Here is a 17,269-nt window from a genome sequence, read left to right as displayed (position 1 = left end):
CCTCGAGGAGGAATGGGCGCATCTGCGGTACATCCGGCGCGATCTCGCTCTGCTCGCACAGGGCGACGCCCCGTTACCTTGTGAGCACCCCGATGGACGGGGTCTGGTCGCTCGGCCGGGTATGGCTTTGTTGCCCTGCCATCAATGGTCCGGGGGGGTGTTGCCGCCCGGTCGAGAGACACGCGTTGACCGCTGATAGGGACACGGCCCAGCTTCTCTGAGGTCTCTTTGTAACGTGGGTGCCGGCATCGGGTGTCGAGACTGCGACCAGCAATGATGCTCCAGGGAAGGACAGCATCATGAACACAGGATTCGCGGTCGTCATCGGTTTGGACGTCGGGAAGACCGCCCACCACGCGTGCGCGCTCGACCCGGACGGGAACAAGCTGTTCGACAAGCCCCTCCCGCAGGACGAGACCAAGCTCCGCGAGCTGTTCACTCAGCTGCAGAACCACGGCGAAGTGCTGATGGTGGTCGATCAGCCCAACACGATCGGAGCGTTGCCGATCGCGGTCGCCAGAGATTCCGGCTGTTCCGTCGCCTACCTGCCAGGTCTAGCGATGCGGAAGGCTGCGGATCTGTATCCGGGCAGGTCAAAGACCGATGCGCGGGACGCGTTCATCATCGCCGACACGGCCCGGACGATGCCCCACACGCTTCGCCAGGTCGACCGTGACAGCGAAGTCCTTTCCGCGCTCAAGGTCCTCGCCGGCTTTGACGAGGACCTCGCCCACGAGACCACCCGGGCGTTGAACCGGATCCGATCGCTGTTGACGCAGATTCATCCCGCGCTCGAGCGCGTCTTCGTCGGCGGGAGCCTGGCCACCGGGCTCGTGCTGGACCTGCTGGAGAGGTTCGGTGGCCCCACCGGGCTCAAGACGGCAGGCCGGGCCAGGGTTCTACGGTTCGCTCGCTCCCACTCCCGCCGTGACCCCGAGGCGCTGATCGATCAGATCTTCACCGCGCTGGGCGAGCAGACCGTCCTCGTGCCAGCGACTGCGGCAGTGGAGCTCGTGATCCCCAGAGTTGCTGGTCAAGTGAAGGAGCTGAAGGAGCAGCGGGCGACCGTGGCGCGGGAGGTCGAGGCCATGCTGGAGGACTTCCCTCTCGCCTCGGTCTTGATGAGCATGCCGGGGATCGGCATCAAGACCGCCGCTCAGATCCTCCTGGCCATCGGCGATGGTTCCGCGTTCGAGACCCCAGGCCACCTCGCGGCCTATGCCGGAATCGCGCCGGTCACACGAAGATCCGGCACCTCGATCCGCGGAGAGTTCCCCGCACGTTCAGGCAACAAGCGGCTCAAGAACGCGCTGTTCTACTCCGCCTGGGTCGCCTCGAATCACGACCCCGTCTCGAGGGCCTATTACGATCGCAAACGAGCCGAGGGCAAGCGCCACAACGCCGCCGTGATCTGCCTGGCCCGCCGCCACTGCAACGTCATCTTCGCGATGCTCCGCGACGGCACTTGCTACCAGCCCCCGACCACCGCCCCTTCCCCCGGGCCGGCCGCTCTCGCGGCTTGACTCGGAACATAGGGACACCCCCCCCGGCGACGACCCTCACTAGGTGTACTGATCGGGGACGTTGATTAATCGCGAGAAGGGCGGCTGGTTACCGCAGGCCGTGTGGGGGCGGTGCTGGTTGTAGTGGTGCAGCCAGCCATTGAGCGCGTCGCGGCGCTCATGCTCGCTGCGGTAGCAACGGGCATAGGCCCACCCGTCAGCCATGGTGCGGTGGAAACGCTCGACCTTTCCGTTTGTCTGTGGACGGTACGGGCGGGTGCGCTTCGGGATGATCGACAGGACCTCGCACGTGTCGCGCCAAAGGTACGAGCGGTACGCACCGCCGTTGTCTGACAACACTCGCTCAATCGTGACGCCACGGTCGGTGAACCAGCTGGCGGCCCGACGTAGGACACCGACGGCAGTGACGGCTGTTTCGTCGTCGTGAACCTCGGTGTAGGCGACGCGGGAGTGGTCGTCGATGACGGTATGTACGAATGCGTATCCGAGCTTTGGGTTGCCGTAGGCGTTGCGCGACTTGTCCTGTGTCGCGGCGCGGTTCTTCTCGCCTTGGCGGCGGCCGACGTAACGCCAGCCGCCACCGTCGGGGATGTTGCCGAGCTTCTTCACGTCCACATGCACCATCGATCCCGGATGGTCATGCTCATACCGGCGGATGGGCTCACCGGTTTCGCGGTCGACCTAGGCGAGTCGGTTCAATCGGGCCGATCGCAGGATTCGATGGACCGTCGACGGCGCGATGTTGAGTCTCGCAGCGAGCTGGACCGGCCCTTCCCGCAGACGCATCCGCAGGCTGACGCACCTCTTCGTCACAGTCTTGGGTGTCTTGCCCGGAGATCTCCGCGGCCGCGAGGAGCGGTCCTGCATCGGTTCGCCGGCGAGGTAGCGGTCGACCCGGCGCTTGACCGTCGGCCAGGGCACTTGGAAGCGGGCCGCTACTTCACTGATCCGCCACCCCTGGTCGACGACCAGGTGGGCAACTTTCAGCCTGTGGCGCGGGTAAGGGCCGCATTTGCATGGCTCATTGAGGCTCACATCCAGTCGACGGCTCGACAACGCCGCTCGCCCCGTTTGCCGTGGCCGACAAATCAGTGCCGCTCGCGAACAGGGGCCTGCAGGGTGACGTGCCCCGTCGCGCTGTTGACCTGCCGATAGACTCCAAAGCTGGTCAGGTGTCGCTTCTCCAGCTCGGTCTCGATGAGGATCCAGGCATCCGCGATGCTCTCTGGGGGCACATCGAACGTGACCGATACGCCTTCCGGGACGTCCGGTACGACGATCCTGCTGACCGCCTCAGATTCGGATTGCGTCATAGTCCCGGCCGAGACGGTGATCTGGTCGTTGCGCGTGCCGTCGTACAGAAGCACGATCTCTTCATCGGATTGCGGGAGACGCCGGTACAACTCGCTCACGGCGTGACCGATCTCGGTCTCATCAAGGACGGCGGTGCTCAGCCCCCAGAAATTGAGGCTGGGCAGTGCGGTGAGGGAGAGATTCATGATGATCTCCATGGACTTGTTCTGGATGATGCCCAGCCGGTGCTGAACGTGGACCAGACGTGTTGAAGCCTCGGTGATCTCCCGCTGCAAGGCATCTGCCTGGTGAATCAGAAGCGATTCCAGCGTGGACTGCCCGATCTGCGGATCGAGCAGCTGCCCTATCTCGGCCAAACCGAACCCGAGCGCGCGCAGCTCCGTGATGGCTCGCACGCGCCCTAGCTGGCTGTCTTGGTAGCGCCGATAGCCGGTCACGGGGTCGGTTACAGCTGGGGTCAGCAACCCCTCGTCTTCCCAGTGCCGTAGCATGCGCCGCGAAACACCGGTGCTATGCGCGATCTCTCCGATGCTCAACATGTCGACTCCCACCAGACCGCATCACACAGTGTCAAGGTCAAGGCTCCCAGAGAAAGTCACTCTACTAACGTCTCCGGTCAGTACAACTAGGCGGGTCTCAGTACGCCGCGACGACGCCCTGCCCGTCGGCCCAGGCGGCGTGCAGCCGCACGGTGCCGTCGAGGCCGCCGAGCGTGCGCGCGATGGTGAACGGCGCACCCTCCAGCAGCTCCTCGCCGGTGGGCGGCTGCTCGCCCTCGTCCACCTCGAGGCTCAGCGTGATGCTCTGGGGCTGGACCTCGCGCAGCGTGCCGTCCTCCTCGTGGATCTCGAGCTCGGCCTGCTGCTGCTCGCCGCAGAGCGCGCGGCGGAAGCAGTCCAGGGCGGTCTCGTCCGCGAGGCCGTCGTAGACGAACCGCTCCCCCAGCACCGAGTGCTGCATCGTGGCCAGCAGGTGCTCCTCGGCGCCCTCGACGCGAGCGGGCCGGTAGGCGAGCGGCAGGTGATAGGTGGTCTCGCCCATGTTCACCAGGTGGCACTCCACGCCCACCTCGCCCTCCGGATCATCGAAGCGGTAGGCGCCCAGCAGCTCGAGCTCGCCGCTGTCGCCCCAGGAGCGCCCGGCCAGGAAGCTGCGGAGGATCTCTGTCTTGGACGGGCTGAGGTGTGCGTCGTAGATGATCGCCATGCCCCACCGTAGTGCGCCTCTCCCCTGTCGGAGGCGCTCACTCGCCGTCGAGCTCCAGCAGGCTCTGCATCGCGCGCAGGGAGGTCACGCGCTCGGCGTCCCCGGCCTCGAGCGGTATGCCTGCCGTCTCCAGCAGCACGCCGCGCACTCCGGCGGCCGCGGCGGCCTCGACGTCGGCCGGGCGGTCCCCCACCGCGAGGCAGTCCTGCGGGGCGAGTGAGTGCCGCTCGAGCAGGGCACGGATCATCGCGGGATCGGGCTTGCGGGCGAAGCCGTCCGGGGCGCAGACCATGTCGTCGATCCCGAGCCCGAGCCTCTCGACCAGGTCCGTGGCGCTGTCACGGTCGCGATGGGTGGCGACCAGGTTCAGCCCGCCCTGCGCCCTGACCGCGGCGAGCAGCTCGCGGGCGCCGGGCATCACCGGCGGAGGGGCCTGCTGCCAGTCCCGTTTGGTCTGCTCGTAGGCGCGGCGCAGCTCCTGCTCGGGCAGCTCGTGACGGGCGGCGAGGGTGCTGATCGCGTGCGAGCTCGAGCGGCGGGTCAGCAGCGCCACCTCGTGGAGCAGCTCGCGGCCGGGCCGAGGGTCGAGCACCATGGCCAGTGCCCGGTCCACATCGGGATAGGTGTCCGCGAGGGTGCCGCCGAGGTCCCAGATCAGTGCGCGCATGTCCGCCATTCTGACAGCCGCACCGCGGATTCGTGGTCCCCGGCGAAGGGGTGTTCACTGAGCGGTGTGCCGCTGATCGACCAGCTCCTCGAGCTCTCCGTGTTCACGCTCGTGCTGCTGTTCGCCGCCGCCTTCGTGGCCGGCTGGGTGGATGCGGTGGTGGGCGGCGGCGGGCTGATCCAGCTTCCTGCGCTGCTCACCGCGCTGCCGGCGGAGACGTCCACCGGCGCGGTGCTCGGCACCAACAAGGTGGCCTCCGCGGCCGGGACGGCGGTGTCCTCCTGGACCTACGTGCGCCGCATCATGCCGGTGGCCGCGACCGTGGTGCCACTGGTGGTGTGCGCGCTGGGCGGGAGCGCGGCCGGGGCGGCGCTCGCCTCGCTGATCCCCAAGCCATGGCTCTCGCCCGTCGTGCTGCTCGCGCTGCTGGCCGTCGGCGCATACACGCTGCTTCGGCCCACGATGGGGCTCGAGCACGCGCCCCGGCATCACGGGCGAGGGCACGTCCTGCGCGCAGGAGGGATCGGTGCGGCGATCGGCGTCTATGACGGGATCCTCGGCCCCGGCACCGGGAGCTTCTTCCTCATCGCGCTGGTGGCGGTGCTGGGCTACGGCTTCCTCGAGGCGAGCGTGCACGCCAAGCTCGCGAATCTCACCACCAATGTCGGCGCGCTGCTGGTGTTCGGGATGCAGGGCGAGGTGTGGTGGCTGCTCGGCGCGGTGATGGCGTTCGCGAACGTGCTCGGCGGCTACCTCGGCGCCCGTCTGGCGATGAAGCACGGCTCCGGCTTCGTGCGCATCGTGTTCCTGGCGGTGACCGGTCTGCTGGCCCTGCGACTCGCAGTGGACACGGTGGCGCTGCTCACATGAGATCGGCCCCCGGCCAGGAATAGGCGCGGAGGTCATCTCGTTGTCGATGACGTCACCCTCGCCGCTCACCAGCGGCCCGCAGCCCCGGAGGTCACCATGGATCCGACGACCCTGTTCAGCTACGAGCGTCACGTCGACTCGCGCGCGCTGCGCGGCCGCACGTTGCTCGTCACCCTCGGTGCCTACAGCGATGCCGGCGAGGCCCAGCGCCTGGTGGACGATCACCTGCTCAACACCCTCGAGAGCCGCGTGGTGGGGCGCCTGGACATGGATCAGGTGTTCGACTACGCGGGCCGTCGGCCGGAGGTGACCCTCCAGCTGGATCACTTCACCGAGTACGAGAAGCCCGAGATCCTGCTGCACGAGGTCACCGCGCTCGACGGCGAGACCTTCTTCCTGCTCACCGGCCCCGAGCCGTCCTTCCAGTGGGAGCGTGTCGCCAGCGCCCTGCGGATCGTGGTCGAGCAGCTGGGAATCGAGCGCACCCTGCTGCTGCAGGGATTCCCCGCACCGGTCCCCCACACCCGGGAGCTGCCGGTGACCCGATTCGCGGGGGATCCGGAGTCGATCGCAGTGCGCCGTACGATGCCGGGCACATTCCGGCTGCGCGCCCCCTTCACCGCTCTGCTGACGATGCGTCTGGCTGAGGGCGGGCACGAGGTCGTGGGGCTGACCGTGCACGTCCCCCAGTACCTGCACGAGATGTCCTACCCCGATGCGGCGCTCGCCCTGCTCGGCGCGATCACCGAGGAGGAGGGCCCGCAGCTGCCGCTTGCCGCGCTCGAGGCGCAGGCCGGGCCCGTGCGCGAAGCGGTGGCGGCGCAGATCTCCGCCCAGCCCCAGCTGCAGGAGATGGTGGGCGGGCTCGAGAACCGCTTCGACCGGATGATCACCTCCGGCGCGGGCGCCGAGGTCCCCACAGCCGAGGCGATCGCCGCCGAGGTCGAGGAGTACCTCGCGAGCTTCGAGGGCGAGACCGGCGGTTCCGAGGGGATCAGCGACGCCGACGGGACCGACGGGCCGGAGTCGCCCGAGGAGCCCGAGGGCCCGGCCTCACCGACCCTCTGAGCGGGACTCTCAGCGCAGCACCACCGCCTCGCCGACCCGCTCGTCGGGCAGCTGCGGATCGACCACGGCGGTGACCTGGATGCCGGTGAGGGTGACGTTCCCGGCCAGGGTGGTCATGAACGCCGTGTCGGCCGCATCCTGACCCGTCGCGATCCTCACCATCGAGGCGCGCGGCGCCAGATGCGTCGCATCGACCACCTGCCAGGTGCCGCCGAGCAGCGCCTCGACCACCAGGTGGAAGTCCATCGGGCTGAGGCCGGGGGCATAGACCGACGCGCAGCGCGCCGGTATCCCGCTCGCACGCAGCAGCGTCGCGGTCAGATGCGCGTAATCACGGCATACCCCCCGCCGCGCCACATAGGTGGAGCGGGCGGAATCGGTGATCGTGGAGGAGCCGGGCACGTAGTCCAGGTGCTCATGCACCCAGCCGACCACGGCGCGGACCGCCTGGTCACCCTCGAGATCACCGACGATCTCCGCGGCGATCCTCTCGAACTCGTCGACCTCGCAGTAGCGCGAGGGCCACAGGTGCATCACCGCATCGGAGTCCTGGCTGCTCGGCGGCGGGGCAGGTCGCACCCCGGCGGCCTCGTACGTGATCTCGACCGTCCCCTCCGGCAGTCCGTGCAGCAGGTGCATCCGGCTGCCGAAGCGGTCCCTGGTCTCGGAGACCGGGTGCCGGGCGCCCCCAGCGAGCACGCGCAGACGCTCCGCGGCCGCCGGTGCGTCGGAGACCGCGACCAGCAGGGCGATGTCCGTCGCCTCGGCCACCTCAGCCCTCATCCAGGCATGCACATGTCGTTCCATACCGCCAGTGTGCGCCATGCGCATCCCTCCAGCCCGTCCCTTTGCCGCGACGGGAGCACGGACATAGGCTTGTGAGCCAGCTGACATCACGCATGCGTCGGCCGCCGACCGCCGCCGCTCGTCCTCGAAGGAGCTCTCGTGCCGGACCCCTCCCCTCGCCCTCTCGGCGTCGCCCTGATCGGCTACGCCTTCATGGGCCGCGCCCACTCGCAGGCCTGGCGCACCGTCGAGGCCGCCTTCGACGTGCCCGCGATCGCCCGGAAGGTGATCGTGGGCCGCGATGAGCAGGCCGTCGCCGAGGCCGCGCAGCGCCTCGACTGGGAGGAGCACGCCACGGACTGGCGCGAGGTGATCTCTCGCGAGGACGTCGACATCGTCGACATCTGCACGCCCGGGTTCCTGCACGCCGAGATCGCGATCGCCGCCCTCGAGGCCGGCAAGCACGTGCTGTGCGAGAAGCCGCTGGCCAACGACACCGCAGAGGCCGAGGCGATGGTCGAGGCCGCCCGTGCCGCGACCGCCCGCGGACAGGTCGCGGCACTCGGCTTCACCTACCGCCGCGTTCCCGCGCTGGCCCTGGCGAAGCAGTTCGTGCAGGCGGGCCGCCTGGGCACCCTGCGCCAGGCGAAGGCCGCCTATCTCCAGGACTGGCTGGTGGACGCCGAGGCACCGATGAGCTGGCGGCTGCGGAAGGAGACGGCGGGCTCCGGGGCGCTCGGCGACATCGGCTCCCACGCGATCGACCAGATCCAGCACCTCAGCGGGCAGCGCGTCACAGCGGTGCGCGGACGGCTCGCCACGATGGTGCCCGAGCGCCCGGGCGAGGACGGCCCCGAGCAGGTCACCGTGGACGACGCGGCCTGGGCGACCCTCGAGCTGGACGGCGGAGCCACCGCCTCCGTGGAGGTCTCCCGCATGGCCACCGGCGCCAAGAACAGCCTGCGGATCGAGCTGTTCGGCACCGACGGGGCGCTGCGCTTCGATCTCGAGAGCCCCAACGAGCTCTGGTTCCTCGACGCCACCGCCCCCGTGGCCGAGCAGGGCTACACCCGCGTGCTGGTCACCGAGCCCGAGCACCCCTACCTCGAGGCCTGGTGGCCGCAGGGCCACGTGCTCGGCTGGGAGAACGCCTTCACGAACCAGGCCCGGGACCTCCTGCTCGCGATCAGCGACGGCGAGACCCATCGCTTCTCCCCCGACTTCGACGAGGGCCTCGCGCTGCAGCGCGTCCTCGACGCGATCATCGACTCCGACGCCGCCGACGGCACGACCATCACCCTCTGAGAAGGAGCAGCACCGATATGTCTCACCCGCACACCCTGTTCACCGGCCAGTGGGCCGACCTCACCCTCGACGAGGTCGCCGAGCTGGCCGCCGGATGGGGCTACGACGGCCTCGAGATCGCCGTCTCCGGCGAGCACCTGGACGCCTCCCGCTGGGACGATGACGACTACATCGCCGAGCGCCTGGGCATCCTCGAGAAGCACGGCCTGAAGTGCTGGGCCATCTCCAACCACCTCAAGGGCCAGGCGATCTGCGATGACCCGATCGACTTCCGCCACGAGGCGATCGTCGGCTCCGCGGTCTGGGGCGACGGCGACCCCGAGGGCGTGCGCCAGCGCGCCGCGGAGGACATGAAGAACACCGCGCGCCTGGCCCAGAAGCTCGGCGTGAAGACGGTCATCGGCTTCACCGGCTCGAAGATCTGGAAGTACGTGGCGATGTTCCCGCCGGTCCCCGAATCCGTGATCGACGAGGGCTACCAGGACTTCGCCGACCGCTGGAACCCGATCCTCGACGTCTTCGACGAGTGCGGCGTGCGCTTCGCCCACGAGGTCCATCCCTCCGAGATCGCCTACGACTACTGGACCACCCGCCGCACCCTGGAGGCGATCGACCACCGGGAGGCCTTCGGCCTGAACTGGGATCCCTCGCACTTCATGTGGCAGGAGATCGATCCGGTCTCCTTCATCACCGACTTCGCCGACCGCATCTACCACGTGGACTGCAAGGACATCCGCGTGCGGGTGACCGGGCGCAACACCCGTCTGGGCTCCCACCTGCCGTGGGGCGATCCCCGGCGCGGCTGGGACTTCGTCTCCTTCGGCCGCGGGGACGTGCCATGGGATGCGGCCTTCCGGGCGCTGCGCTCGATCGGCTACGAGGGCCCCATCTCCATCGAGTGGGAGGACGCCGGGATGGACCGCCTCCACGGGGCGAAGGAGGCGCTCGCCCACCTCAAGACCCTCGACTACCCGATCTCCGAGGTCTCCTTCGACGCCGCCTTCTCCCAGCAGGGCTGAGATGAGCGAAGAGGACAGCACGCACCGCACCGAGCGCGAGGAGTTCGCCGCGACCTTCCTCGCGCTCGGCGAGCAGGCACCCACGATCCTGCCCGGCTGGGCCGCCTCGGATCTGCTCGAGCACCTGCATCTGCGCGAGCGGGCTCCGCATCTGATGCTCGCCTCCCGCCTGCCGGGACCGCTGCGGCGCCGTGCCCAGGCCGCGCTGTCGAGCTACCGGGAGCGCTCCTGGACGGAGCGCGTCGCGCTCTTCCGCGCAGGTCCCGGGCCCCTCTCCCCCGTGGGACGGCTCGATGCGCTCAGCGGCCAGGCGGAGCTGCTGATCCACCACGAGGATCTGCGCCGCGCGCAGGAGGGCTGGGAGCCGCGCCGGCTCTCCCCCGCCACCGCCGCCGATGCCTGGCGGGCCGTCGGCCTGATGGCGCCGCTGGCGATGTCGGTGCAGGCCGACGTCACGCTCGTGTCCCCGCTGGGCGGGCGACGGCTGCGCAGCCGCGGCGCCGCCGGGAGCCTGCGCGTGCACGGCGACCCGCTCGAGCTGCTGCTGTGGGTGACCGGCCGGGACGAGGCCTCCCGGGTCCAGGTCCATGGTGAGCCCGCCGCGCTGCGCGCCCTCCAGGACGGCCGACGGGGGCTCTGAGCCGGCGCGGGCCGAGGGTGCTGTCCTGTGCTCAGTCCCGCTCGAGCAGGAAGAGCCGCGGATGGTGGCCCTTCTGGAAGAAGCGATGCTCGAGGACGGGGCGCCAGCCTGAGGCGTCCTCCTCGAGCACCCGGTGCATCCGGGTGATCTCGTGGGTGAGCACGCCCAGGCGCGCCGACGGGGCGGCGAGCTCTGCGGCGCGGCGCAGCAGATCCGCCAGCAGCTGCTGGTTCGCCTCATGCTCGCCGTGGAGGGTGCCCCACGGCGGATTGGTGAGGAAGCGTGTGAAGCCGGGCTCGAGCTGCTCGGTGAGCACGTCGCCGACGATCCAGTCCACGCGGCCCTTGCGGCGGGCGGCGCGCTGATGCGCTGCGGCGGCGTCGATCGCTGAGGGGTCCAGGTCCACGCCCACCGCGCGTGCCGGGGCGGCCACGTGCAGCTGCTCGATCAGGAAGGTGCCCGAGCCGCAGGTCATGTCCAGCATGGAGTCCTCGGCCCGCACCTCGAGCAGATCCAGCGCCGTCGCGGCGATGGTGGCGTTGACCGCGCCGGGATAGTCCACGGTGCGCCAGGCCCGCGTGGACAGCGGGCGGGGCGTGGTGCGCAGCAGCACCTGCCAGGTGCCGGGCGGTGCGCCCCGTCGCACCCTGACCACCAGATCGCCCTCGTCATCGACGGGGAGGCCGGCGAGCTCTGCGAGGGCGGCGGCGAGCCGGCGCATCTCCGGGGTGTGGGCGCCCGCGGCCTCGAGGCGCAGGCCGTGGAAGCGGGGGCGCGGCCGCTGCCGACGGATCTGGTCGAGCAGTTCGCCCAGTCGCTGTTGCACCGAAGTCTCCAGCAGCTCGCGCGGCCGCCGTGCCGGGACGGTGAGGCTGGTCGAGGCGGCCACGGCCCGGCGCAGGGAGCGCACGGCGTCCAGGTCCGAGGTGGTCAGGGACAGCTCTGTGGGGCCGACGGGCCGTGCGAGGCCGAGCGTGCGCGCCTCCTCAAGCGCGCTGCCGCCGCAGCCGTCGAGCACCTCGAGCACGAGCTCGTGCGTGACCTGGCCCATCATGGTCCCCCTGTGTTCTGTGCGCTGTACGACTCACGCAGGTTACCGCCCGTCGTGCACTCGGAGTGCAGGGTCGGGTCGGTAGACTGCCTGTGTGTTCATCGTGAGTGTGTGTTCCCTGAAGGGCGGCGTCGGCAAGACGTCCGTGACCCTGGGCCTGGCTTCTGCCGCCCTCCATCAGGGGGTGAACACCTTGGTGGTCGATCTGGACCCGCAGGGTGATTCGACCCTGGGCCTGCTCGGGGAGCCCGCGAGCACCCTGGACATCGCCGAGGTGCTCTCCTCCCCGCGCACCGAGACGATCGACCGGGCCATCATCGAGACGCCGTGGGCGGTCGATGCCGCCTCGCATCTGGACATCATCCCCGGCTCGAGCCGCTCAGCGGTGCTGGACTCCCCCGCGCCCGCCCCCAAGGAGGTGCGGCGGCTGCTGCAGGCGCTGGACAAGCGCACCCATCAGTACGACATCGTGATCATCGACTGCCCGCCGTCGCTGAACGGGCTCACCCAGATGGCGCTCGCGGCGTCCGATCGCGCCCTGGTGGTCTCCGAGCCCGGCTTCTTCGCGGTCACCGCCGCGGATCGTGCGCTCAAGCTCGCCACGGAGATGCACGAGGACGGCATCGCGCCGCGCCTCCAGCCGCTGGGGCTCGTGGTCAACCGCTACCGACCCCGCTCGGTCGAGCACCAGTACCGTCTGGCCGAGCTGCGCGAGCTGTTCGGAGACTCCGTGCTCGACCCCGTGATCGAGGAGCGTGTGGGCCTGCAGCAGGCGCAGGGCGGCGCGGTGCCGCTGCACCGGTACGAGGGCGCCTCCGGCAAGCGCCTCACCGAGGACTTCGACGCGCTGCTGAAGACCGTGATGGATTCGCGCCAGAACTCCTGAGCGGCCACTGCTCTGGGCCTTCCTGGCCCCTCCCGCACCGCGCACGAGATACGAGAACGGCGAGCCCCTTCCCAGGGCTCGCCGTTCTGCTGTGTCTGTGGGGCTCTCAGCCGGCCTGGCGAGAGCGGCGGCGTGCGGCCAGCTCGTCCTGCAGGGCGAGGGCGGCATCGTCTGCGGGGTTCACGCCCGGCAGCACCGACAGGTCGTTCTCGACCTCGCGCCAGACCCGGCCCACCGCGATGCCGAACACGCCCTGGCCGCCCTGGACCAGATCGAACATGTCCTCGGCGGAGGTGCACTCGTAGACCGAGGCGCCGTCGCTCATGAGGGTGATGCCGGCGAGATCGTCGATCCCGCGCTCGCGCAGCGCGCCGACGGCGACGCGGATCTGCTGGAGCGAGACGCCGGTGTCGAGCAGTCGCTTGACGACCTTGAGCACGAGGATGTCGCGGAAGCCGTAGAGGCGCTGGCTGCCGGAGCCGTGGGCGGCGCGCACGCTGGGCTCGACCAGCCCAGTGCGGGCCCAGTAGTCGAGCTGGCGGTAGGTGATGCCGGCGGCCTTGCACGCGGCGGGGCCGCGGTATCCGAGCTCGCCGGGCGTGTCCACCACGTCGTCGAAGAGCACGCCCTGGGCAGGCTCTGCGGGGACGGTGGACTGCTCGGTGCGATCATCGCCGCTCATGGCGTTCACAACTACCTCCGGGTTCCGGCTCTCCGAGGGGGAAGGGTGAGAGCACACGCCCAGAGTAGCCTGAACGGACCCCCGGTCGACAGCAACGCGCCGCCCGAAGGTCACGGTGAGATGACGGAGCCGGTCCCCTCAGCGCTCCCGGAGTGCGCTGCGGAGCACCGCACCGTGCAGCGTGATCATCGATTCGCCCAGGTCGCGCGCGAAGTCCTCGGCCTCTCCACGGGCGGCGGCATCCCCTGAGCGGGCGCGCGGGCGCGCGACCGAGCGGATCATGTGCGCCTGGCGCTCGGCTGCGGTGCGGAGCATCACCAGGTGGCGGGGGTGCAGGCCCTCCTCGGCGAGATCGCGGGCGGCGCGCACCAGCTCCAGCTCGGCGGTGCCGTAGAAGAGCGCACCCTCCGCCAGCAGCCCGTACTGCTCGAGCTCGAGCAGGAACTCCTCCTCGACCGATGCCTCGCGGCACAGACCGCGCCGGTCCAGGCGCACGGCCTGCAGGGTCGAGCTGGGCCCCGGACGGGAGGCGATCGAGGTGACCTCGGAATCGACGCCGTGCTCGAGCAGGTGCTCCTTGATGACCTTGAGCGGCCAGAAGCGGTCCCGCTGCGCACGCAGCACGAACCGCAGTCGCTCCACGTCCTCGCGGCTGTACTTGCGGTACCCCGCCGGGCTGCGCTCGGGAGCGATCAGCCCCTCGGACTCGAGGTAGTGCAGCTTCGAGTGCGCCAGATCGGGGAACTCGTCACGCAGCACCTCGAGCACCTGCCCGATGCTCAGCCTGCTGGCACCGGAGGAGCTCGGCCTGCGCGCGGCGGAGGCCGGCATCGGCTCAGGCCTGCCCGTGGAAGGGGTGGTAGGTCAGTCGGTACTTCCCGATCTGCACGTCCTGGCCGGCCTGGAGGCGGGCCTCGTCCACACGGTCCTTGCCCACGTAGGTGCCGTTGAGGGAGCCGAGATCACGCACCAGGAACCCATCGCCGTCACGCACGAAGGCGGCGTGCTTGCGGGAGACGGTCACGTCGTCGAGGAAGATCTCGCTCTTGGGATGACGGCCCGCGACCGTGGTCTCGGAGTCGAGCAGGAAGCGCGCCCCGAGGTTCGGTCCCTTCCGGACGATGAGCAGCGCACTGCTCGGCGGCAGGTTCTCGATCGCCCGCCGATCCTGGGAGGAGAGACCGGACTCGGCCTCCTCCAGGGGATCGCTGGGCGAGATCGCGCTCAGCTTCGACGTGTGGTCGAGATTCTCGTCGTTCCACTCGGTGTTCCCGGACACCGCGCACCCCTTCCTGGCCTGCGACGGACCCTGGGCGATGACCGCACAGGATTCGGCCCGCCCATCTTCGCATGCGATCAGGCCTCCGCGGGGCCCGAGAAGGCATGCTGAGTCAAGAATTGACGATCACTTGACCACTCGGGTGTGCTCCGGGGCGGTGAGCTCGACCGTGGCCTCGATGCGGATCGTGTCGTCGGCGGTCGCCACGAGCGATCCGCCGTCCCCCGCGACGGAGTCCGCGGCACCGCCGGGGATCCTCAGCGCGGGCTCCATCACGGAGGGGTCGCCGATGGCGCGCACGACGTAGGGCGCGCTGAGCGGTGTGCCGTCCACCAGCAGACCCCCGGCGGCATCGGTGGTGATCGAGGTCGACGCGACCACGCGCACCTCCCCGATCTGGATCACCTCGGCGCCGGCGTTGCGCAGCTCCTGGATCACACCGAGCAGCGTCGGCGCGCGGAGGGTGCCCTGCGGATCGTCGATCGACAGCAGCACGCCGCGCCCCTGCGCGGGCGCCGTGCCGGCGAGGATCTCTAGGTCCTCGAGCCGCTCCTGCGCGGCATTCTGGGCGGCGACGTCCCCCTCCCGCCCCGAGCGCAGGGTCTCCAGGGTGCGGTCGAGCTCGGCGTTCTCCACCTCGAGATCGGCGGAGTGGCGGCCGGACTCGTCCAGCAGGCGCACCAGCTCCTGCTGGGTGGCGCCCTCGAGCGAGTCGTCCCCCTGCTGCACCTGGGCGACGATCGACAGGCCCAGCAGCAGGCACAGCAGACCCACGATCACCTGCGAGAGGTTCGCCTGCGGGCGCAGTGTGTCGCGGAAGCGCCGCCAGACCAGCTTCTGCTGCTCCGGGGAGTCGGGGGTGCGGGTGCCGTCGCTCATGACCTGAACAGCAGGCGTCGGATCGCGGCGGCGTTGGAGAAGATGCGGATCCCGAGCACCACGATCACCGCGGTGGACAGCTGGGAGCCGACGCCGAGCTGGTCGCCCAGGAACACCAGGAAGGAGGCGATCAGCACGTTGAACATGAACGAGGTGATGAACACGTGCGAGTCGAAGGCGCCGTTCAGGCTCGCCCGCAGGCCGCCGGCCAGGGTGTCGAGGGAGGCCACCACGGCGATCGGCAGATAGGGCTGCAGCACCGCGGGGACGTCGGGCTGAACGAGGACGCCGAGCACGATGCCCAGCACCAGTCCGATGATGGCGATCATGGGGTCTCCTCCTCGGCGCCGCGTCCGGCGGTCGACGGTTCGGTGGGGTGGATGGGGCGCGGCTCCTCGGGCAGGTTCCCGCTGCCGTCGTCCAGCGGCGCGGCCTCGCGGAGGGTGCCGACGGAGCGTGCGGGCACCTCGAGCTCGTCCTCGCTCTCCCAGGAGCTGCCGATGCCGTAGCGGCTCGAGATCTCCGCGAGGTACTCCCCCGCCTCGCTCTCGGTGACGGCCGAGCGCAGCTGCGCAGGGTCACCGAGCGCGGTGATCCGGTAGGGCGGGGACAGGGGACGGAAGTCGACCAGGATCGCGGAGCCCGCGGTGCGGATCGCGGTGGTGCTGGTGATGCGCTGGCCGTTCACGGAGATCGCCTCCGCCCCGGCGCTCCAGAGCCCGTTCACCGCGATCTGCACGTCGGAGTCCATCACGCGGTTCACGGTCCCGGCGCCGGCTCCGGGGCTCGAGGGCAGCGGGGAGGAATCCTCGAGCACCAGCACCACGCCCGGACCGGTCAGGGGGAGGCTGCCGCTGGCCTGCTCGTAGGTGGTCAGCTCCTCGGAGGAGCCGGTCTCGGCGCCGTCGAGCACGACGCCCTGCGCCTCGGCGATCTGGCGCTCGAGCTCCTCCTGTCGCTGCTCGAGCAGATCGGCCTCGGCGCGCGTGTCGCGCACCTCCTGCTCGAGCAGGGCGCGAGGGCTGTCCTCGGCGGCGGCGCCGCGTCGCAGCTCGAGCACCGAGACCGCGGCGGCGAAGCCGAGCAGCAGCGCGAGCAGCAGGGTGATCACGCGGGTCACGCCGACATCGGGAGGTGCGGCCTCTGCGGCGGGATGCGCATCCTCGCGCAGGGTGTCCACGCTGTAGGGGTCCGCGGTGAGGGCGCGCAGCAGCGACGTCGGCGAGTAGGGGGTCTCGCCGTGAGGTGTCGAATGATCCGCCTCGCGCATGCTCGCAGTCTAGGAGCGGCGATGGGGATGGGGCGTCAGACCCGCCCGAGGCCCGGAGACGGACTGGCGGGCCCCTAGCTCATCAGCGTCGCGGATCGTGACGGCGACGCAGGTGCCGCAGGTCACGCCGCCGTGGATTCGCCTCGAGGGCGTCGGCGGGGTACTGTGTTCCTCGGTCCTCCGGTGACGGAGGGTTTCGGGCTGTGGCGCAGCTTGGTAGCGCACTTGACTGGGGGTCAAGGGGTCGCAGGTTCAAATCCTGTCAGCCCGACGAATGCCCTGGTGAGAACAAGTTTCTCGCCAGGGCGTTGTCTTTCTTAGCGGCGATCTGACCGCTAGAGTCGCGCCGGCTGGAGACCGCACGAGCCTCGAGGTCACCATCACGACGGCGGTCAACCTTCGAGTGCCGCTCCTGGACCAGGGGCACGCGGGGCGAGCACAGAACGGGGCCGGCTGGTGGCCAGGGCCAGAGTCTCCCCCATGTTCTCTCGTCGCCGCGACTCAAGACCAGGCAGGCCGTCTCGCCCGTCGCAAGGCTGCCCTTCCCGTCGGAGCTCCCACGTGGGGAAGAACTGCGGCAGTGTCGGCACGGTCACTCTCGGCTGCCGGGGCATCGATAGCGCTTCGCCCTCACGGGTCATCCACTGGGCCACCTCCCACGTACACCTCAAAGTGCCCCTGCACCGCGGCTACCCGTCAGGGCGAGCTGGACCCACGTCGCGGTGGGAAGCGATCCCGCTGCACCGCAACGCATACTTGGCCGTGCGGGCACCATCTGCGGAGTGCTCAAGTTCTCTGCGTCAGGCTCCTCCAGCTGATTACTG

General features: G+C 70.0%; 18 protein-coding genes, 1 tRNA gene and 1 pseudogene. 8 read left to right on the top strand and 12 right to left on the bottom strand.

The genetic code is table 11. The annotated features are described in order from the left end of the window. The first annotated feature begins 299 nt into the window (after positions 1–299). A complete protein-coding gene (locus tag BN4251_RS11160) occupies positions 300–1,523 on the top strand; it encodes an IS110 family RNA-guided transposase (protein ID WP_087485181.1) in 1,224 nt (407 codons plus the stop codon). A 39-nt stretch (positions 1,524–1,562) separates the two neighbouring features. Here the strand turns inward: BN4251_RS11160 and BN4251_RS11155 are convergent. The 4 genes and pseudogenes from BN4251_RS11155 to BN4251_RS11140 all read right to left on the bottom strand — a co-directional run bounded on the left by BN4251_RS11155 (position 1,563) and on the right by BN4251_RS11140 (position 4,710). Then, positions 1,563–2,548 (bottom strand): annotated as a pseudogene (locus BN4251_RS11155) (IS481 family transposase). A gap of 63 nt (positions 2,549–2,611) precedes the next feature. After that, positions 2,612–3,376 (bottom strand): MerR family transcriptional regulator, encoded by a 765-nt coding sequence (locus BN4251_RS11150; RefSeq protein WP_170931942.1) that lies wholly within the window; start codon positions 3,374–3,376, stop codon positions 2,612–2,614. A gap of 97 nt (positions 3,377–3,473) precedes the next feature. Beyond that, the gene (locus BN4251_RS11145; RefSeq protein ID WP_087485179.1) at positions 3,474–4,043 is read right to left on the bottom strand and encodes a maltokinase N-terminal cap-like domain-containing protein; all 570 of its coding nucleotides are present in this window, start codon (positions 4,041–4,043) and stop codon (positions 3,474–3,476) included. 37 nt (positions 4,044–4,080) lie between these two features. After that, entirely contained in the window at positions 4,081–4,710 is a 630-nt protein-coding gene (locus BN4251_RS11140) for an HAD-IA family hydrolase (protein ID WP_087486344.1), read from the bottom strand. 66 nt (positions 4,711–4,776) lie between these two features. Here BN4251_RS11140 and BN4251_RS11135 point away from each other — a divergent pair, with 66 nt between their 5' ends. Then, positions 4,777–5,580: a TSUP family transporter gene (locus tag BN4251_RS11135; RefSeq protein ID WP_087485178.1), complete on the top strand. Its 804-nt coding sequence runs from the start codon at positions 4,777–4,779 to the stop codon at positions 5,578–5,580. Between the two features lie 96 nt (positions 5,581–5,676). Beyond that, the gene (locus BN4251_RS11130; RefSeq protein ID WP_087485177.1) at positions 5,677–6,648 is read left to right on the top strand and encodes a PAC2 family protein; all 972 of its coding nucleotides are present in this window, start codon (positions 5,677–5,679) and stop codon (positions 6,646–6,648) included. A 9-nt stretch (positions 6,649–6,657) separates the two neighbouring features. On the opposite strand, the gene BN4251_RS11125 is transcribed toward BN4251_RS11130, so the two are convergent. Beyond that, positions 6,658–7,455, bottom strand: a complete 798-nt coding sequence (locus BN4251_RS11125; protein WP_245810309.1) for a transglutaminase-like domain-containing protein — start codon at positions 7,453–7,455, stop codon at positions 6,658–6,660. Between the two features lie 138 nt (positions 7,456–7,593). Between BN4251_RS11125 and BN4251_RS11120 the strand changes: the two genes are divergently transcribed. From BN4251_RS11120 to BN4251_RS11110, 3 genes are read left to right on the top strand one after another with little or no spacing between them, the layout of a single operon-like run. After that, the gene (locus tag BN4251_RS11120) at positions 7,594–8,739 is read left to right on the top strand and encodes a Gfo/Idh/MocA family protein (RefSeq protein ID WP_087485176.1); all 1,146 of its coding nucleotides are present in this window, start codon (positions 7,594–7,596) and stop codon (positions 8,737–8,739) included. A gap of 17 nt (positions 8,740–8,756) precedes the next feature. Next, positions 8,757–9,758 (top strand): sugar phosphate isomerase/epimerase family protein, encoded by a 1,002-nt coding sequence (locus BN4251_RS11115; protein WP_087485175.1) that lies wholly within the window; start codon positions 8,757–8,759, stop codon positions 9,756–9,758. Position 9,759: 1 nt separating this feature from the next. Next, a complete protein-coding gene (locus BN4251_RS11110) occupies positions 9,760–10,398 on the top strand; it encodes a TIGR03085 family metal-binding protein (protein ID WP_087485174.1) in 639 nt (212 codons plus the stop codon). 31 nt (positions 10,399–10,429) lie between these two features. Here BN4251_RS11110 and BN4251_RS11105 read toward each other — a convergent pair whose 3' ends face one another. Then, the gene (locus BN4251_RS11105) at positions 10,430–11,452 is read right to left on the bottom strand and encodes a methyltransferase (protein ID WP_245810308.1); all 1,023 of its coding nucleotides are present in this window, start codon (positions 11,450–11,452) and stop codon (positions 10,430–10,432) included. Positions 11,453–11,543: 91 nt separating this feature from the next. Here BN4251_RS11105 and BN4251_RS11100 point away from each other — a divergent pair, with 91 nt between their 5' ends. After that, the gene (locus tag BN4251_RS11100) at positions 11,544–12,335 is read left to right on the top strand and encodes a ParA family protein (protein ID WP_087485172.1); all 792 of its coding nucleotides are present in this window, start codon (positions 11,544–11,546) and stop codon (positions 12,333–12,335) included. 106 nt (positions 12,336–12,441) lie between these two features. Here BN4251_RS11100 and BN4251_RS11095 read toward each other — a convergent pair whose 3' ends face one another. From BN4251_RS11095 to BN4251_RS11070, 6 genes are all read right to left on the bottom strand, one after another. Next, entirely contained in the window at positions 12,442–13,026 is a 585-nt protein-coding gene (locus BN4251_RS11095; protein ID WP_087485171.1) for a MerR family transcriptional regulator, read from the bottom strand. A 129-nt stretch (positions 13,027–13,155) separates the two neighbouring features. Further along, a complete protein-coding gene (gene ftsR / locus BN4251_RS11090) occupies positions 13,156–13,848 on the bottom strand; it encodes a transcriptional regulator FtsR (protein ID WP_087485170.1) in 693 nt (230 codons plus the stop codon). 4 nt (positions 13,849–13,852) lie between these two features. Next, positions 13,853–14,296 (bottom strand): FHA domain-containing protein, encoded by a 444-nt coding sequence (locus BN4251_RS11085; RefSeq protein ID WP_087485169.1) that lies wholly within the window; start codon positions 14,294–14,296, stop codon positions 13,853–13,855. A 126-nt stretch (positions 14,297–14,422) separates the two neighbouring features. Continuing rightward, a complete protein-coding gene (locus tag BN4251_RS11080) occupies positions 14,423–15,175 on the bottom strand; it encodes a DUF881 domain-containing protein (protein WP_087485168.1) in 753 nt (250 codons plus the stop codon). Then, on the bottom strand, positions 15,172–15,504 hold the full coding sequence (locus BN4251_RS11075) for a small basic family protein (protein WP_087485167.1): 333 nt from the start codon (positions 15,502–15,504) through the stop codon (positions 15,172–15,174). Before BN4251_RS11075 ends, BN4251_RS11080 begins: the two co-directional genes overlap by 4 nt. After that, the gene (locus tag BN4251_RS11070) at positions 15,501–16,445 is read right to left on the bottom strand and encodes a DUF881 domain-containing protein (RefSeq protein ID WP_087485166.1); all 945 of its coding nucleotides are present in this window, start codon (positions 16,443–16,445) and stop codon (positions 15,501–15,503) included. The genes BN4251_RS11075 and BN4251_RS11070 overlap by 4 nt, the downstream gene beginning before the upstream one ends. Before the next feature lie 197 nt (positions 16,446–16,642). Between BN4251_RS11070 and BN4251_RS11065 the strand changes: the two genes are divergently transcribed. Beyond that, a tRNA-Pro gene (locus BN4251_RS11065) sits at positions 16,643–16,716 on the top strand. Positions 16,717–17,269: the final 553 nt, after the last annotated feature.

The organism is Brachybacterium massiliense (genome assembly GCF_900184245.1).
GTDB classification, from domain to species: domain Bacteria; phylum Actinomycetota; class Actinomycetes; order Actinomycetales; family Dermabacteraceae; genus Brachybacterium; species Brachybacterium massiliense.
This window is presented reverse-complemented; position numbering and strand designations above follow the sequence as displayed.